This window comes from Aeromonas sp. CD (assembly GCF_033349375.1).
Classification (GTDB): Bacteria; Pseudomonadota; Gammaproteobacteria; order Enterobacterales; family Aeromonadaceae; genus Aeromonas; species Aeromonas hydrophila.
This window is the reverse complement of record NZ_CP137631.1, coordinates 2,375,147-2,393,395: the sequence shown is the minus strand read 5'-3', so window position 1 is coordinate 2,393,395 and position 18,249 is coordinate 2,375,147. Positions and strand designations below refer to the sequence as shown.

The 18,249-nt window shown below is 58.9% G+C and carries 14 protein-coding genes; 5 read left to right on the top strand and 9 right to left on the bottom strand.

Annotation, left to right across the window (positions count from 1 at the left end; all coding sequences use genetic code 11):
* Positions 1-428 precede the first annotated feature (428 nt).
* From R2E40_RS11200 to R2E40_RS11160, 9 genes are all read right to left on the bottom strand, one after another.
* Positions 429-965 carry a cell division protein ZapC gene (locus R2E40_RS11200; protein WP_318165499.1) on the bottom strand — a complete coding sequence of 179 codons (537 nt, stop codon included), beginning with the start codon at positions 963-965 and terminating at the stop codon, positions 429-431.
* Positions 966-1,052: 87 nt separating this feature from the next.
* Complete coding sequence (gene pyrD / locus R2E40_RS11195) at positions 1,053-2,063, bottom strand: quinone-dependent dihydroorotate dehydrogenase (RefSeq protein WP_113995028.1); 1,011 nt, start codon at positions 2,061-2,063, stop codon at positions 1,053-1,055.
* A gap of 76 nt (positions 2,064-2,139) precedes the next feature.
* On the bottom strand, positions 2,140-6,999 hold the full coding sequence (locus R2E40_RS11190; RefSeq protein ID WP_318165498.1) for an NAD-glutamate dehydrogenase: 4,860 nt from the start codon (positions 6,997-6,999) through the stop codon (positions 2,140-2,142).
* A gap of 278 nt (positions 7,000-7,277) precedes the next feature.
* The gene (locus tag R2E40_RS11185) at positions 7,278-7,499 is read right to left on the bottom strand and encodes a DUF2835 domain-containing protein (protein WP_005300804.1); all 222 of its coding nucleotides are present in this window, start codon (positions 7,497-7,499) and stop codon (positions 7,278-7,280) included.
* Positions 7,500-7,571: 72 nt separating this feature from the next.
* Entirely contained in the window at positions 7,572-10,196 is a 2,625-nt protein-coding gene (gene pepN, locus R2E40_RS11180; RefSeq protein ID WP_318165497.1) for an aminopeptidase N, read from the bottom strand.
* A 134-nt stretch (positions 10,197-10,330) separates the two neighbouring features.
* The gene (prc, locus tag R2E40_RS11175; protein WP_016350681.1) at positions 10,331-12,346 is read right to left on the bottom strand and encodes a carboxy terminal-processing peptidase; all 2,016 of its coding nucleotides are present in this window, start codon (positions 12,344-12,346) and stop codon (positions 10,331-10,333) included.
* A gap of 8 nt (positions 12,347-12,354) precedes the next feature.
* Positions 12,355-12,993 carry an RNA chaperone ProQ gene (gene proQ / locus R2E40_RS11170; RefSeq protein WP_011706143.1) on the bottom strand — a complete coding sequence of 213 codons (639 nt, stop codon included), beginning with the start codon at positions 12,991-12,993 and terminating at the stop codon, positions 12,355-12,357.
* A gap of 101 nt (positions 12,994-13,094) precedes the next feature.
* Positions 13,095-13,553, bottom strand: a complete 459-nt coding sequence (locus R2E40_RS11165; RefSeq protein ID WP_318165496.1) for a GAF domain-containing protein — start codon at positions 13,551-13,553, stop codon at positions 13,095-13,097.
* A 110-nt stretch (positions 13,554-13,663) separates the two neighbouring features.
* Complete coding sequence (locus R2E40_RS11160; protein WP_318165495.1) at positions 13,664-14,122, bottom strand: hypothetical protein; 459 nt, start codon at positions 14,120-14,122, stop codon at positions 13,664-13,666.
* 283 nt (positions 14,123-14,405) lie between these two features.
* Here R2E40_RS11160 and ccoN point away from each other — a divergent pair, with 283 nt between their 5' ends.
* From ccoN to R2E40_RS11135, 5 genes are all read left to right on the top strand, one after another.
* On the top strand, positions 14,406-15,830 hold the full coding sequence (gene ccoN, locus R2E40_RS11155) for a cytochrome-c oxidase, cbb3-type subunit I (protein ID WP_016350679.1): 1,425 nt from the start codon (positions 14,406-14,408) through the stop codon (positions 15,828-15,830).
* A 16-nt stretch (positions 15,831-15,846) separates the two neighbouring features.
* Positions 15,847-16,461, top strand: coding sequence for a cytochrome-c oxidase, cbb3-type subunit II (gene ccoO / locus R2E40_RS11150; RefSeq protein WP_005300783.1), 615 nt, complete (start codon positions 15,847-15,849; stop codon positions 16,459-16,461).
* 12 nt (positions 16,462-16,473) lie between these two features.
* Complete coding sequence (locus R2E40_RS11145; RefSeq protein WP_005300779.1) at positions 16,474-16,653, top strand: CcoQ/FixQ family Cbb3-type cytochrome c oxidase assembly chaperone; 180 nt, start codon at positions 16,474-16,476, stop codon at positions 16,651-16,653.
* Positions 16,653-17,642: a cytochrome-c oxidase, cbb3-type subunit III gene (gene ccoP / locus R2E40_RS11140; RefSeq protein WP_011706147.1), complete on the top strand. Its 990-nt coding sequence runs from the start codon at positions 16,653-16,655 to the stop codon at positions 17,640-17,642. The genes R2E40_RS11145 and ccoP overlap by 1 nt, the downstream gene beginning before the upstream one ends.
* A gap of 118 nt (positions 17,643-17,760) precedes the next feature.
* On the top strand, positions 17,761-18,249 hold the full coding sequence (locus R2E40_RS11135; RefSeq protein WP_011706148.1) for a FixH family protein: 489 nt from the start codon (positions 17,761-17,763) through the stop codon (positions 18,247-18,249).

Here is an 18,249-nt window from a genome sequence, read left to right as displayed (position 1 = left end):
AGGTGAGCTATCCCGCTGCCATATCTGACAGGCGTCAAACAAGACTCAACTCGTTATTATCTCCCACGACAGAGCAAGTCCTTTCTGTAAACCCCGTGTTTGGCCCTCCCGTTATCGTCTGTAAACGGGAGGGCTATTTTTTGCCTCCCCTCCCTGTTCATCTCGCTATTGTCCGACTGTCACATCTATCAGGTTTCAAGAGAAACTATAGAATTTAGAATAACCCCGTGTTGTTGATACAACCGCTTATTCCTCCTGTAGTGTGTGTTTGCCGCCCTCTTATCAAATTGATCGGAGGGCATTTTTTACACAAAAGCAGTCGCCTGACATAATCAAGGCTAATGATAGGAACAGAATGGGGACGAGTGAGTGTTCATCAGGATGAACTGAATGAGAGGATAAAGGCTTGCTATAAAATAACCCGAGGTTCAGCTCACCTGGCGATATTGCGCCTGTGTCACCGGCCTTGGGCTCATGCGATTGTTCATCACCTTGATAACGCCAAAACGGGGCAGTGTCTTGCTGGTGGTCAATATTAGATCGTCAGTCAGGTTCAAACAGACGCTGGCCTGTTCACCTGCCTCGATCACCAGAAACTCCCCTTTGCCGTGAGGAGTGCCCATGCACACAAGCGCACCGGTTTCGGGAATAATGGCGGGGTGGGTTTCCCCAAAGAACCAGCTTTGTGGCATCAGGGGTTTGTAAAAGCGGCTGACGGCGATGGCATTGAGTACCAGCTGAACCTGGTGCGGTACACTCCACTCCAGTTCGGCAACCCTGTCCATCAGCTGATAATAGAGCGCCGCATCATCCACGCAAAAAGGCTGGGTGGTGAAGGAACATGGGACAAGCTGTCGCCCTTTATATTCGGTGGCGAAGATCATGCGATCGGATAAATCCAGCATCAGACGATCATCATGAGCATCATAATGCCACTGCCAATTGTCATTGGGTTGGATACACATGCTGGTGCCCTTACTGAAAGTCGTTACTCGACTTTATTCCATGTCGAGAATTTCAGCAACTTTAAATAAAGGGCACCGATTTATTTCTTATATATGGGTCACAATCTCTTTGACCAGATCCGGCCCCTTGTAAATAAAGCCGCTGTAAATCTGGACCAGACTAGCACCTGCCGCCAGCTTCTCGCGGGCCGCCATGGCACTGTCGATACCACCTACGCCAATAATGGGCAGCGCACCATCCAGTGCCTTGGCCAGCAGGCGGATCACTTCGGTGCTCTTGTGCTGCAAGGGACGACCGCTGAGGCCACCCGCTTCAGCAGCATGGGGCATGTCATAAATCATGTCGCGCTCAAGGGTGGTATTGGTGGCTATCACCCCATCAATGCCATTTTTTATCAAGGATGCGGCCACCTGATTAATTTCATCCGGAGTCAAATCCGGCGCAATTTTAACGGCCAGTGGCACATATTTCTTATATTGCGCGGCCAGCTCCTGCTGACGAACCTTGAGGGCAGCCAACAGTTCATCCAGCGCATCGCCATATTGCAGTGAACGCAACCCCGGCGTATTGGGGGAAGAGATATTGACGGCAATATAACCGGCATGGTCATACACCTTGTCCATGCAGATCAGGTAATCATCCTTGCCCTGCTCGATGGGGGTGTCCTTGTTCTTGCCGATATTGATGCCGATCACCCCCTGATATTTGGCCTTCTTGACCTGGGCAACCAGATGGTCGACCCCCTTGTTGTTGAAGCCCATCCGATTGATGATCCCCTCTGCCGGAATCACCCGGAACAGACGCGGCTTGTCATTGCCGCTCTGGGGTCTGGGGGTGACGGTACCGACCTCGATAAAGCCGAATCCCATGGCCCCGAAGGCATCGATACACTCACCATCCTTGTCCAGACCGGCCGCCAGACCCACCGGATTGGCAAAAGAAAGCCCCATGACAGTGACGGGGCGTTTGGGCAAGGAGTGGCGGAAGAAACAATCAAGCGGCGTACCGAGAAGGCGGGGCAAATATTTGATGGAGAGATCGTGCGCCTGTTCCGGGTTGAGCTTGAACAGGAAATGCCTGGCGAGAGGGTACAGCATGTTTGCTCCTTAAAAAAAGCCCCGGCAACTGGCCGGGGCTTTGGGTGTGATACCGCTGTTATGCCTTAGCTGGCAATTACAGTGCTCGGCAATTCAACTGGAGCAGGTTCAACTCCCGCAAGGCCACCGAGAACTTGGCGAACTCGTGGGTACTGGTGGTCTTGAAGTCGGCCAACATGTGGGTCCAACGGGACAAGAGTTGCTCATGCTCCGAAATCCAGTCGGCCAGTATGGTAGCGCATTCTCCCTGATCTTTGCACCCTTCCAGCACCACGGAAGTGAGGCTGCGCTGCTGCCAGTCCAGATCTTCGCGGAAGGAAGCCCGCGCCATCGCCTGCCAGTGGTTGCCCACCGGTTGATGGTTGATCTGGTCGAGGAACCAGTGCAGATCCAGCTTGGCGCCGAGGCGATAGTAGACGTTGGCGGCACGCAGGATGTCGGTCTTGTGCTCCGCGGCGATCTGCGCCAGATCCAGGCTGGAGAAGAGGCTGCTCATGTGGGCCACCTGACGGGCGATGGCTGCCGGCACTTGCTTGGCCACCAACGCTGCGACCGCCTGCTGGTGCTCGGCCACTTCGCTCTCGTCCATCACCTCGTAGAGGTGCTGACCCAGCGTCTCGAAGGCCGGGCGGAAGAAGGCGATGTTCTCGCTGATGCTCCAGCTGCGATTGCGGGCGCGCAGGAACCAGCGGGTGGCGCGGCGCACGATGCGGCGGCTGTAGAACATCAGCTCGAGCTGGGTCTCTGCCCCTACCAGGTTGTCGCACCCTTCGATGTCGCGCCACAGCTGGTTGAGGCCAAATACCTCGCGAGCCATGGCGAAGCAGCAGGCCACTTCCGCCACCGAGGCACCGGTCTCGTCCTTCATCCGGCTGGCGAAGTTGAGCCCCATGTCGTTGACCAGCATGTTGGCAACCCGGGTCGCGATGATCTCGCCGCGCAGCGGATGCTGAGCCAGTGCTGCCCCGAACTGCTGCTGCAGCTTGGCCGGGAAGCTGGTCACCAGCATGTTGGCGAGGAAGGGTTCGTCGGTCACTTCCGGGCAGTTGAGCTGCTCTTTCAGTACCATCTTGCCGTAGGCCACCAGCACCGCCAGTTCGGGTCGGGTCAGCCCCTGCCCCGCCGCCATCCGCTCGGAGAGCTCCTCGTCGGAGGGCAGGAACTCCAGGGCGCGGTCCAGCTTGCCTTCCCGCTCCAGCCCCTGGATGAAACGCTGCTGCTCCTTGAGCTGCTCCGCGCCACGGAAACTGGTCACCGAGATGGACTGGGACTGGCGATAGGCGTTGGTGATGACAATCTGCGCCACGTCGTCGGTCATCTCATAGAGCATCTGGTTGCGCTGCTTGAGGGTCAGGTCACCGGCCGCCACCAGCTGGTTCAGCAGGATCTTGATGTTCACCTCGTTGTCGGAGCAATCCACCCCGCCCACGTTGTCGGTGAAGTCGGTGTTGATGCGACCGCCCTGGCTGGCGTACTCCACCCGGCCCAGCTGGGTAAAGCCGAGGTTGCCGCCCTCACCCACGATGCGGGCCCGCAGATCGCGGCCATTGACCCGCAGCACGTCGTTGCTGCGATCGCCCACTTCGGCGTCGCTCTCGCGGGAACTCTTCACATAGGTGCCGATGCCGCCGTTCCACAGCAGATCGACGTTCAGACAGAGCAGCGCCTTGATCAGCTCGTTCGGGGCCATGCTGGCCTTGTCGGTGCCGAGCAGGGTCTGGATCTCGGGGCTCAGCTTGATGGACTTGGCCGAGCGCAGGAAGATGCCGCCCCCTTGTGATATCAGCTCCCGGTTGTAGTCATCCCAGCTGGAGCCGGGCAGCTCGAACAGCCGCTTGCGCTCGACGAAGCTCTTGGCCGCATTGGGGGTTGGGTCGATGAAGATGTGCATGTGGTTGAAGGCGCCCACCAGCTGGGTGTGCTCGGAGAGCAGCATGCCGTTGCCGAACACGTCCCCCGCCATGTCGCCGATGCCGACGCAGGTGAAGTCGGTGGTCTGGCAGTTGACGCCGATCTCGCGAAAATGCCGCTTGACCGATTCCCAGGCGCCGCGGGCTGTGATGCCCATCTTCTTGTGGTCATAGCCAACCGAGCCGCCGGAGGCGAACGCGTCGCCCAGCCAGTGGCCGTATTCGAGGCTTATTTCGTTGGCAATGTCGGAGAAGGTGGCGGTGCCCTTGTCGGCGGCCACTACCAGGTAGTAGTCATCCTCGTCGTGACGCACCACGGATTTCGGCAGGATCACCTCGCCGCCGATGATGTTGTCGGTCACATCGAGCAGGCCGCGGATAAACAGGCGATAGCAAGCCTTGCCCTCTTCCTGAATGGCGGCACGGGGGGCGCCTGCCGGCATCTGTTTGCAGTAGAAGCCGCCCTTGGCACCGACCGGCACGATCACGGTGTTCTTCACCTGCTGGGCTTTTACCAGACCCAGCACCTCGGTACGGAAGTCCTCCTTGCGATCGGACCAGCGCAGACCGCCACGGGCCACCTTGCCCCAGCGCAGGTGTACCCCTTCCACCCGCGGCGAGTAGACGAAGATCTCGAACTTGGGCAGCGGCAGCGGCATGTCGGTGATGCTGGAGGGGGCCAGCTTGAAGGAGATGTAGGGCTTGATGTTGCCCGCCTTGTCCAGCTGGTAGTAGTTGGTGCGCAGGGTGGCATCGATCATCTCCACATAGCGGCGGATGATGCGATCGTCGTCCAGGTTGGCGACCTGATCCAGCTTGGCGGCGAGCTGCTCGTGCAGCTTGGCGGATGCCTTGGCATCTTGCGATGGCACCTTGGCGTCCTGCTTGCCGGCCGGGTCCAGGCGCTGTTCGAACAGGGTGAACAGCAGCTGGGCGATATCCGGGTAGCGAGTCAGGGTCTCTTCGATATAGGACTGGCTGAAAGAGACGCCGGTCTGACGCATGTATTTGGCATAGGCGCGCAGTACCGAGACCTGACGACCGGTGAGGCCGGCCCCCAGCACCAGGCGGTTGAAGCCGTCATCTTCCAGCTGTTTGTTCCAGATGGCTGCGAAAGCCTGCTGGAAGCGCTGCTGGCTCTGTTCCAGATCGAACGGCTGCTCGCCATGCAGCAGCATGGAGAAGTCGAGGATCCAGAAGATGTCGCCCGCCGGGGTTCGCACCTGATACGGGGTTTCGCCGATGACGCGCAGCCCCATGTTTTCCAGCATGGGCAGCACATCGGAGAGGTGGATGGGTTCGGTGCGGTGGAACAGTTTGAGGCGAACCCGGCGATCGTTCTCTTCCTCCTGGGCGCGGTAGAACAGCATGCCGAGCGGATTGGCTTCGCTCAGGTTGTCCAGCTCCATGATGTCGGCCACGGCGGAACCCGGCAACACATCTTCCTTGTAGGCGCGGGGGAAGGCGGTGCTGAAACGGCGGCGTAGTTCGTTGCCGCGGGCTTCACCGTAGTGAGAGAGCAGCACGGAGTCGAGGCGATCATCCCAGCTGCGGGCCGCTTCAATCAGGTTGTTCTGTACTTCGTTCACATCCACATCCACGTTGTTGTTGTTGACCCGCACTATGTAGTGGGTCCGCGCCAGCACGCCCTCGGTGAAGTAGACGTTGAACTCCACTTCTTCGCTGCTGCCAAAATACTTCTGCAGGATCTGCTGGGTCTTGACCCGCAGCGCCGTGTTGTAGCGCTCCTTGGTGACATAGACCATGCAGGAGAAGAAGCGGCCGTACACGTCGCGGCGCACGAACAGGCGCAGCATGTCGCGCTCCTGCATCTCCAGCACGCCAAGACCGGTGGCCAGCAGCTCCTCTTCACGGGCCTGGATCAGCTCGTCGCGCGGGTAGGTTTCCAGCACGTTCAGCAGCGCCTTGTAGGCATGGGAGCCCTTCTCGTGACCGGAAGCGGCCATGATGTGCTCGAGACGGTGACTGATGAGCGGGATCTGGGTCGCGCTGGTGTTGTAGATGGAGGAGGCATACAGGCCGATGAAGCGATCCTCCCCCACCACCTTGCCGTGCTCGTCGAAGCGCTTGATGCCGATGTAGTCTACATAAGCCGGGCGATGCACCCGCGACTTGCTGTTGGACTTGGTGAGGATCAGCAAGTCAGAACTCAGCGCCGCGTGACGGGCACTGGCCGGCATGTTGCCAAGGCGCTGCCCTACTTCCTTGATGGAGTTCTTCATCAGACCCAGGCTGGAGTCGGCCTGGGGCAGGATCTCGTGATCCCCCTCCACCGCCTTGACGTCGTAGCGACGATAGCCCATCAGGGTGAAGTTATGGGCCGCTACCCACTTGAGGAAGGCAACGCAGGAGTCCACTTCGGCCTGACTGACCGGGTTCTTGCGCTTGGGCAGCTCGGCGATGATCTCGTTCAAACGTGCCAGCATCGGCTGCCAGTCACCGACCGCCAGGGCCACTTCACCGGCCACGGAGTTGAGCTCGGCGGTCAGCCCTTCCATCTGCTCCTCGCTGGTGAGGTGATCGATTTCGATGAGGAAGGCGGTCTCGACGGAGGTCTGTTCGGCGCTGTTGTCGAGATCCAGAATGGCGCTGATCTTGCCCTCGTTGCCACGAATGAGGTGCAACGGCTGGTGCAGCATCATGTGCGCCGTGATGCCCCGGCGCTTGAGCGCCATGCGGATGGAGTCCACCAGGAAGGGGGAGTCCTGCAGGATGATCTCGACGATGGTATGGGGAGACTGCCAGCCATGGCGGGTCAGCTCGGGATTGTAGACCCGGATATAGGGCTCTGTGCTGGTGCGCTGGTTGAGCGCATTCCACAGGCTGAGCGCGGCGCCATAGAGATCGCTGTCATTGCGATCGTGCAGATCGGTGCTCGCCATGTTGCCGTAGAACTTGGCGACGAAGCACTCGACCAGGGAGGCACTCTTCTTGGGCAACTTCTGATGGATCAGGCTGAGAACGTTTTCGAGCAGAACTGAGGTAGGGGCGTCTTTCAATGCCATTTCTATATTCCTTATCGGACGACATTAACCACCGACACAGAGACATCCACCCTGGATGCCCACCGGTACAGAGTTGCTGCGAAGTGTAATGTCTTGGATCAAGGAAGGCGAGCAAAGGTGATAATGAGTTGTTAAAAACAAGGGTCAGATCACGCCTTAAGCTGTGAAATATTTTGCCGTTCTGGCAAAAAACAGAAAATCCCACTGGATGGTTACGGATTTACCGGATAGATAGTGACTTAAAGCAGTGAATTGCGCGGAAATATGTTCAAGTTTTGTTAATTTATGCGTTCTAGGCTGATAAAGCGATAATCGTCCTGGGTTTTGAGGCGAAAATAGCCATGTACCCCGCTGATGGCGACGAAAGGCCGGATTTTCTCAATGCCCAGCTCCAGGGTCAGCCCCTGCTCGCTGCGTACCACTAGCCGTTTGGCATGGCCCTGATACATCAGCATGACCTCGTCGTGGCTCAGGGACAGGCGAAAGGTAAACTGCTTCACGATGACTCCTCTGATCTGATAAACGGCCCGGGTGTTGAAAGGGCGGGAGATGGCTCCCCCACCCCGTCGGGTTTACTGCTGCAGTGCCTTGCTCACTTTCTCGAACAGATCCCGTGCCAGCCCCTCAAGGTTGGCCAGACGGGTCAGCTCGGTGCGGATCAGCGCCTTGCGCCCCTCATCGAGCCGCTTGAACTGAATGAGCGGGGTGATGAGGCGGGAGGCCACCTGCGGATTGACCTCGTTGAGCTCGATCAAGAGATCGGTCAGGAAGCGGTAGCCGCGACCATCGCGCGCATGGAACTGCACCTGGTTGTTCATGGCAAAGCTACCGATCAGCGCACGCAGCCGGTTCGGGTTGCGGATGCTGAAGGTGGGATGCGCCATCGCCTGCTTCACCTCCTCCAGTACGTCTTCCGCCGGCTTGCTACCCACCAGCCGCAACCAGTTGTCCAGCACCAGCCCGTCCTTGGCCCATTTGCCTTCGAAATCGGCCAGCAGCTCGGAGCGGCACGGCAGCAGATGGCTGTTGGCCACCTGCAGCGCCGCCAGGGTATCGGTCATGTTGTCGGCAGTGGCATATTGCTGGCGTACCAGCAGATCGGCACTGCCGGCGTCGAGCGCCGCCAGATAGCCCAGCACGACCCCCTTGAGCGCCCGCTTGGCCATATCGGCGTGCACCACCTGATAAGCCGGCAGGCGCAGCGCCTCGTAGCTGCTTGTCAGACGGGCCCCGAAGGCGTGGGCCAGCGAGGTGTGGATCTCGTTGCGAACCTGATGGATGGCATCGATGTCGGCCACCTCGAACAGCTCGGCCAGGGTCGCCTCACCCGGCAGCGCCAGGATCTCCGCCTTGAGGGCCGGATCCAGCTCGCCGTCGTCCAGAATGGCGACAAAGGCCGCCAGCAGGGTCTGGGAGAGCTCAACCCCCTGCCCGTGCTGGACTCGGGCCACGCCGTCGATGACCGCCTTGTTGATCAGCATCTGCGCCGCATCCCAGCGAGCAAACTCGTTGCGGGCATGGCGCATCAGGAAGGCCAGCGCTTCGTCGCTGTAGTCAAAATGCAGCTTGACCGGTGCCGAGAAGTCCCGCAGCAGGGAGGGCACCGGCTTGACCGCCACCCGATCGAACACAAAGGTCTGCTCCGCTTCCAGTACGTCGAGCACATTGCCGATGGCCTTGCCCTGATACTGCAGCGGGATGACGGCCCCTTGCTCATCATAGAGTTCGATGTCGAGCGGAATGTGCAGCGGCAGTTTTTGCGGCTGATCCTGGGTCGGCGGGGTGTGCTGGCTCACGTGCAGACGATAGACGCCGCTTTCGGCATCGTACTCGTCGGTCACGGTGAGCTCGGGGGTACCGGACTGGCTGTACCAGCGGCGGAAGCGGCCGAGATCCACCCCGGAGGCATCTTCCATCGCCTGCACGAAATCGTCACAGGTGACGGCCTGACCGTCAAAGCGCTCGAAATAGAGGCGCATGCCTGCCTGGAAGGCGGCCTCACCCAGCAGGGTGTGCAGCATGCGGATCACTTCCGAGCCCTTCTCGTAGACGGTCAGGGTGTAGAAGTTGTTCATCTCGATCACCACATCCGGGCGGATGGGGTGCGCCATGGGACCGGCATCTTCGGCAAACTGCGGGCCGCGCACGGTGCGCACGTTATTGATGCGATTGACCCCGCGCGAGCCCAGATCGGAAGAGAACTCCTGATCCCGGAACACGGTCAGCCCCTCTTTCAGGCTGAGCTGGAACCAGTCACGACAGGTGACGCGGTTGCCGGTCCAGTTGTGGAAGTATTCGTGGCCGATCACCCGTTCGATGCCGTGATAATCGCTGTCGGTGGCGGTAGCCGGGTTGGCCAGCACGAACTTGGAGTTGAAGATGTTGAGCCCCTTGTTCTCCATGGCGCCCATGTTGAAGAAGTCCACCGCCACGATCATATAGATGTCGAGGTCGTACTCGAGGCCGAAGCGCTGCTCGTCCCAGCGCATGGAGTTGATGAGACTCTCCATGGCGAAACCGGCGCGATCCAGGTTGCCCTTGTCGACGAAGATCTCGAGGGCTACCTTGCGGCCGCTCTTGGTGGTGTAGTGGCTGCGCTCCACGTCGAAGTCACCGGCCACCAAGGCAAACAGGTAGCTCGGTTTGGGGAAGGGATCCTGCCACTGCACGAAGTGGCGGCCGTCACCCAGATCGCCGCTATCGACCTTGTTGCCGTTGGAGAGCAGGAAAGGGAACTGGGATTTGTCGGCGGTGATGCGGGTGCTGTAACGGGCCAGAATGTCGGGCCGGTCCAGGTAATAGGTGATGCGCCGGAACCCTTCTGCCTCGCACTGGGTGCAGTAGGCGTCGCCGGACTTGTAGAGCCCTTCCAGCGCGGTGTTTGCGGCCGGATCCAGCAGGGTCACGATGGTCAGCACGCACTCGGCCGGCAGGTTGAACAGGGTCAGGCTGCTCTCGCCCTGCTCGTACTGGGTGAAGGGCACCCCGTCCACGCTGACGCTGTGCAGGGAGAGCCCCTCCCCATCCAGCACCAGCGGTTCATTGTGCTCGCCATTGCGCCGCAGACGGGAGATGGCTGTCACCTGGGTCAGCGGCTCCTGCAGTTGAAAGTCGAGATCGATGCTGTCGATCCAGTAGAGCGGAGCCCGGTAATCCTGGCGATATTTGGCCGTCATGGCCTGGGAGTGATCGGTCATTATTGTTTGCTTCCACGCTTGTAATTGACGTGTCAGAGGCTGTCACAACCGGTTGGCAGGGTCAAATAGTTTGCATTCAGGCAAAAGAAAGGGCGACCTCAGTCGCCCTTGTTGATTAATTGACTCGCCAATGATCAGCTGCGCTTGCTGAGTTTGGCCAGATCCGCCGTGATGTTGGCAGCCTCGACCAGATACTCGTCGGGGGCCTCGAAATCGGCAGGCAGTTCATCCAGACTCTTCACCGCCGGCTTGCCGAGACGGGCAAGGCGCTCGTTGGTGCGCTTGAGAGCCTTCTCGTCCTGCTTGGCCTGATCCGCCAGACGCTCCGCCTCGTTGAGGGAGACCGACTTCTTGTCTTTCTCCTCCTTGTAGTCGGCAATGTCCTGCATCACGTAGGCAAACTCCGGATCCTTGTTGATCCGCGCCTCGTGGGCAGACTGCAGCTTGGGCAGCAGGCTGGCGAAGTTGCCGAGCTTGTCGTACTTGGCCGATGCAATCTTGTCCCACGGCAAGGCATTGAACTCGCGGCTCTCGCCTGTCTCTTCCGGTGCCACCGCGGTCGGGAAGCTGATGTCCGGGGCGACACCCTTGTTCTGGGTGCTGCCACCGTTGATCCGGTAGAACTTGGCGATGGTGTACTGCACGTGACCGAGCGGCTGCTCGTAGAAGTCGTACACCTTGGCGAGGCTGCGATGCTGCTGCACCGTACCCTTGCCGAACGAGTTCTCACCGAGGATCAGGGCGCGGCCGTAATCCTGCATGGCGGCGGCGAAGATCTCGGAGGCCGAGGCACTGTACCTGTCGATCATCACCGACATGGGACCGCCGTAGTAGACGTTGCCGTCGTCATCACCGTTGACGGTGATGCGGCCCATGTGATCCCGGATCTGCACCACGGGACCGCTGGCGAAGAACAGGCCGCTCAGGGCAGAGGCTTCGGTCAGCGCGCCGCCGCCGTTGCCACGCAGATCGACGATGAGGCCATCGATCTTCTGCTTGTTGAGGCTGGAGAGCTCCTTGATCACGTCATCGTGCAGGTTGACGTAGAAACTCGGGATCTCGAGCACCCCGATCTTCTTGCCTTCGGCGGTGATCACCTTGGACTTGGCGGCTCGGTCTTCCAGACGCACCTTGTCACGCACCAGCTCGATCTGCTCGGTCTTGGCGGCGGCACCCTTGCCACGCTGGATCTCCAGCTTCACCTTGCTGCCTTTTGGTCCCTTGATGAGTTCGACCACGTCATCGAGACGCCAGCCGATCACATCGACAATCTTGCCGTCGTCCTGCCCTACCCCGACAATCTTGTCATCAGGCTTGAGGTGATTGGACTTGGCAGCCGGACCACCGGGCACCAGGGAGCGAATGACGGTGAAGTCATCCTCGGCCTGCAGCACGGCTCCAATTCCCTCCAGCGAGAGGTTCATCTCGGTGTTGAAACGATCGGCGCTGCGCGGAGACAGATAGCTGGTGTGCGGTTCGATGGCACGGGCGAAGGAGTTCATGAAGAGCTGGAACACGTCCTCGCTCTCGGTCTGGGACATCCGCTTGATGGCGTTGTTGTAACGCTTGCCAAGCAGTTCCTTGATCTCGGGCCACTCCTTGCCGCTGAGCTTGAGGCTCAGGGCATCGAACTTGACCCGCTGGCGCCACAACTCGTTGAGTTCGGCTTCGTCTTTCGGCCAGGCCGCCCCTTCCCGATCAAAGATATAGTTGTCGGGCTGGGTAAAATCGAAAGGAGTATCGAGCAGTTTGAGGGCGTATTCGAACCGCTCATAACGCCGCTGCTGACTCAGATTGAACATCTCGTAAGCCGGTGCCAGCCGCCCTCTCTCGAGGTCGGTGTCAAAACCGGTACGGTACTTTTCAAAGCGGCTGATATCAGAGGCCAGAAACAGGTTGCGGCTGTAGTCCAGATTCTCCAGATACTTGTCAAAGATCACGGAGGAAAAGGCATCGTCCAGCTTGAACTGCTTGTAATGCGAGCGGGTAAACAGATTGGCAATTCGCTTGCTAGCCGTAGCATGTTGGCTCTCCTGAGCCAACACAGGCAAATCACTTTCCTTGAGCACCGGCTCGATGGCCTGTGCAAGCCCGGCAAGCGCCAGGCTACAGGCAACGAGGGAAAAACGAATTACGCCATGCTTCAACATTTGTCTCCTTAGAGAACCAGGTGCTCGAATTTGACCCGCAGCATCATGCCGGTCTGCAATTGAACCTGAACGTCATCCTTGGTCACTTCCTTGATGGTGGCCGGCACCGGAGACTTGCCCAGCACAACCCGGACGCCCTGATCCACTTTCAGGGTAGCGGCATCCACTTTGACCAGCGGTGCTTCGACAGCGACGGGAGCAGCCTTGGGAGCGGCTTTCGGCTTGTCGGATTTGGCGGCAGCATCGGCCTTGCGCGGGGCAGGACGACGTGGCTGCTTGGCCTTCTCTTCTTTGGTGTTGGTACGACGGCTGGCAAAGACACGCTCTTTGCTCTCTTTAAGGGCTTGCTTGGCGTGCTCGATGTGCTCTTCGGTGAGCAGCTCGCCCGGATTGCCGTCCAGATCGACACGGGCCTGGCCGGCCTTGAGGCCATGCAGGTAACGCCAGCTGGAGGTGTATTGACGCAGAGCAGAACGCAGCATGGTCTTGGAGACTCTGGCGTCGTCAGCAAGACGCTCGGCCAAATCCTGGAAGATGCCAATCTTGAGCGGCTTGGCCTCTCCTTCAGCAATGAAGCAGGCCGGGAATTTCTCGACCAGGTAGGCAACGATCTCTTTACTGTTCTTCAGCTTCTCAGTGTTTTCCATGTATAACCTTGGCTTTCATATAAACGCGCGGGCACACCCGAGCACAACAAAGGCCCCATTATAGAGAGCTTGGGGCCTTTTGCGAACCATCAAGCAATGACTTAGAGCATGCTTTCCAAAATTTGCACCGTTTCTTCCAGTCCAATCCGGTCTTGCACATCAAAGCGGTTAAAGATTGGGCTATCGATATCCAGTACGCCAATGATCTCGCCACCACGCCGCAGCGGGATCACGATTTCGGCATTGCTGGCACCGTCACAGGCGATGTGACCTTCAAACTGGTGCACGTCGTCGATGAGCTGGGTCTTGCCCTCGGCCACCGCCGTGCCACATACCCCGCGCCCGACCGGAATGCGCACGCAGGCCGGCTTGCCCTGGAACGGGCCGAGCACCAGGGTCTCGCCCTGCAACAGGTAAAAGCCGACCCAGTTGATGTCGGCCAGCTCCTGGTTGAGCAGCGCAGACAGGTTGGCCAGGTTGGCGATGAGATCCGGCTCCCCTTCCAGCAATGCCTGGGCCTGCTGGTTGAGGGTGCGATAAAATGCTTGTTTTTCAATCATGATTAAATGAACTTCACTCCCTGATAATCAGTGCAAGGTAACGCCCCGCCTGAAAAATTCAAATCAATTTTCACCTCACCCCCCATCCTTTCTTCAATCAGGCGAGGTATTTAGCGGGCAACGGAGAGCGCCAGTTGCTGGCGCTGGCCATTGCTCCACTCGATATTGAGCAGCCAGACCATCAGCGGCGAGGTGCAGGATCCCACCAGGGTAGTCCCCTGCCAGCCCTGCTCGGTGGCCTCAAAGTTGACCGGAATGGTCCCCATGAACATGTCCCGCCCCTCCAGCCACGCCTTCACCGGTGTCACGGCCGGATCGCCGCCCTGAAGCTGTATCACAAAGTCACGTTCGGCCTGCACCGGCAGCGAGGCAAGACGCACGGTCAGCGGCTTGTCGCCCAGCCGGGTGTCGCAGCTGGTGTGGGACAGATCACAAATCTGATCTTTTTCTGATCCCGCCACCGCGGTCTGCACGTTGCCGAACCAGGTTCGATAGGCAACCAATCCGAGCAAAATGGCCAGGACGATCGCCAAATGGACAATTTTGCGTGAAGTGAGTCTCTCTTTCATGAAAAAACAGCCTTGTAAGATGTCTGAAAAATGACATTTTCGTGATCTCGCGCAAGGTAAATAATTGAACAGGCGAGACCCAACGGAGCCAAATATATCACTGTTTATACTGTTATTTTACCTGTCGCTTCAGTATCATTCCCATTGAATTTTCATTTAGCTACTTTTTGCTTTTCCTTTTATTAACAGCTGTTAACAAGAGGAAAGGCAGTAGCCAATGAAGTCGGTCCACGTCACTGGACACAAAATCAAACAACAGCAGCATCGGAAGCGGAATACAACGATGAGCCATACAACTAACCATCCTGAGTACAACTACACCGTTGTTCGCCAGTTCACCATCATGACGATTGTCTGGGGAATTGTCGGCATGTCGGTTGGCGTACTGATCGCAGCCCAGTTGATCTGGCCTGCCCTCAACTTTGATACTCCCTGGCTGACTTACAGTCGCCTTCGCCCTCTGCACACCAACGCGGTCATCTTCGCGTTTGGCTGTAGCGCCCTGATGGCGACCTCCTTTTATGTGGTGCAACGCACCTGTCAAACCCGACTGTTCGGCGGCAAGCTTGCCTCCTTCGTGTTCTGGGGCTGGCAGGCGATCATCCTCTCGGCCGCCATTTCGCTGCCGCTGGGATACACCACCTCCAAGGAGTACGCAGAGCTGGAATGGCCGATTGATATCGCCATCACCATCGTCTGGGTCGCCTATGCCGTGGTCTTCTTCGGCACCCTGGTCAAGCGCACCACCTCCCACATCTATGTGGCGAACTGGTTCTTCGGTGCCTTCATCATCACGGTGGCCGTGCTGCACATCGTCAACAACATGGAAGTGCCGCTTTCGGGCATGAAGTCCTACTCCATGTACTCCGGCGCCATGGATGCCATGGTGCAGTGGTGGTATGGCCACAACGCGGTAGGCTTCCTGCTGACCGCCGGCTTCCTCGGCATGATGTACTACTTCGTGCCCAAGCAGGCGGGTCGTCCGGTCTACTCCTACCGTCTCTCCATCGTTCACTTCTGGGCGCTGATCTCCCTCTACATCTGGGCCGGTCCGCACCACCTGCACTATACCGCGCTGCCTGACTGGGCCCAGTCGCTGGGCATGGTGATGTCCCTGATCCTGTTCGTGCCCTCCTGGGGCGGCATGATCAACGGCATCATGACCCTCTCCGGAGCCTGGCACAAACTGCGTTACGACCCCATCCTGCGCTTCCTGATCGTGTCCCTGTCGTTCTACGGCATGTCCACCTTCGAAGGCCCCATGATGGCGATCAAGACCGTCAACGCCCTCTCCCACTACACCGACTGGACCATAGGTCACGTCCACTCCGGCGCACTGGGCTGGGTTGCCATGGTCTCCATCGGTGCCGTGTACCACCTGATCCCGAACCTGTTCGGCCAGGGCCGCATGTACAGCATCAAGCTCATCAACGTCCACTTCTGGCTGGCCACCGTGGGCACCGTGCTCTACATCGTCGCCATGTGGATTTCCGGCGTGATGCAGGGTCTGATGTGGCGTGCGGTCAACGACGACGGCACCCTGACCTACAGCTTCGTAGAAGCGCTGCAGGCCTCTTATCCCTTCTACTTCGTGCGCTTCCTGGGTGGCTGCTTCTTTGTCACCGGCATGTTGCTGATGGCCTACAACGCCTATCGCACCATCACTGCGCCCAAAGGTTCCCTGGAACCTGTCGCACAGCCAGCATGATTGAAGAGGTCAAAGCATGAGCAACAATAACCGTCACGAGATCTTTGAAAAGAGCGTTCCCATGCTGGTGGTCGGCATCATATTTGCCATCAGCCTGGGGGGCCTGGTCGAAATCACCCCGCTGTTCTTCCAGAAGCAGACCACTGAACCGGTCGAGGGCCTCAAGCCCTATACCGCTCTGCAAATGGAAGGGCGCGACATCTTCATCCGCGAAGGCTGCACCGTCTGCCACAGCCAGATGATCCGTCCGTTCCGCGCCGAAACCGAGCGTTACGGCCACTACTCGGTCGCTGGCGAAAGCGTGTGGGAGCACCCCTTCCTGTGGGGCTCCAAGCGTACCGGTCCGGATCTGGCCCGGGTCGGCGGTCGTTATTCCGACGACTGGCACCGTGCTCACCTGATCAACCCGCGCGACGTGGTGCCCGAGTCCAACATGCCCGCCTTCCCCTGGCTCGACACCAACGTGCTGACCGGTGAACTGACTGGCAAGAAGCTGGCCCTGTTCCGCGATCACTTCGGCGTACCCTACACGGATGCCGACATTCAGGGTGCCGGCGAGGCCGTGAAGGGCAAGACCGAGCTGGATGCGCTGGTAGCCTATCTGCAATCACTGGGTCATGCCCTGAAATAAAGGAGTCAGGATATGGATTACGGCACATTTCGCGGCCTGTATACCCTGCTGTTGATGGCCATCATGATCGGCATCATCGTCTGGGCCTACAGCAAGCGCCGCAAGACCTCCTTCGACGAGGCTGCCAATCTGGTTTTTGCCGACGACGAGCAACCCAGTGCTGATAACAAGAACGCAGGAGCGAAACAATAATGAGCACTTTGTTTAGCATTTTTGTCACCGTCATCAGTCTGGGGACCATCCTCGGCTGCTTCTTGCTGCTGGTCTGGTGCCTGCGCGACAAGATGGGGGTGGAAGAGGGCAAGTCCATGGGACACGCCTTCGACGGCATCGAAGAGATCAACAACCCGCTGCCGAAGTGGTGGACCTACATGTTCCTCTTCTTCATCGTCACCGGTCTGGTCTATCTGATTGCCTTCCCGGGCCTTGGCAACTTCAAGGGCGTACTGGGCTGGCAGAGCTCCAACCAGGACGTACGCTCGCTGGCCGAGTCCAAGGCTGCGGCGGCCTCTGCCAAGGCTGAAGGGCGCGCGGTGGAGTACGATCGCGAGCTCATCAAGGCCGACGAAATCTACGGTGCCAAGTTCCGCGAGCTGGCCTATCAGGCCGATGGCAAGACCTATCGCGCCATCGAAGAGATCGCCGCCGATCCGGAAGCCCGCAAGGTGGGTCAGCGTCTGTTCCTGCAGAACTGCTCCCAGTGCCACGGATCCGACGCCCGCGGTGGTCGCGGTTTCCCGAACCTGACCGACAGCGAATGGCAATGGGGCGGTGCGCCCGACCAGATCAAGACCACCATCATGGGTGGTCGTCAGGGCGTGATGGCAGCCTGGGGCGAGATCCTCGGCAAGGACGGGGTCAAGGAAGTGGCCTCCTACGTGCTGAGCCTCTCCGGTCGCAAGGTGGACATGGTGGAAGCCAAGAAAGGTGAAGCGCGCTTCACCATCTGCGCCGCTTGTCACGGTCCGGACGCCAAGGGCGGCATCGCCTTCGGGGCACCGGATCTCACCAACAACACCTGGCTCTACGGCGGTTCCCGTCAGGTGGTCGAGCAGACCATCACCCACGGTCGTCACGGCGTGATGCCGGCCTGGAAGGATATTCTGGGTGAAGACAAGGTGCACCTGCTCGCCTCCTACGTTTACAGCTTGTCCCACAACGACCAGCAAAATAAGCAGTAACATGTGATAAACACGTGATTACTCAGCAAAAAGCCTCGACTCTTCGAGGCTTTTTGTTATCTTGTGTTGACTGAAATTCCTCTGTTTCGTTAATCACTGGTTTCACGGTAGTAGCACTATGTCCCAACCCTGGTATCGCCAATTCTGGCCCTGGTTCATCATCGCCCTCCCGACCGCAGCCGTGATCGGCAGCATCAGCACGGCGATCATCGCCAGCAAGGATGGCGTCAACCTGGTGGCCGAAGACTATTACAAGCAAGGCAAAGAGATTAATCAGGATCTCAGCAAGTTTGATCGCTCCGAAGCCCTCAACATCCACATCGCGCTGGAGGTCAACGGCAACGAGCTGACCCTCAAGCCGCTGTCTGGCGATATCCCGGCCGGCCAGGCGCTCTACCTCTCCCTATTTCACCCTACCCTCGCCGGCATGGACAGCGAGCACATGGTGACCGCCGACGGCAACGGCGTCTATCGCCTGCTGCTCGACAAGCCGCTCACCGGCAAGTGGCACGTGCGGGTGGATGCCTTCAACCACGAATGGCGGCTGCAAGAGACTGTCCAGCTCCCCACCAAGGCCCCCGTCGAACTCGATCCCAAAGGACGCTGA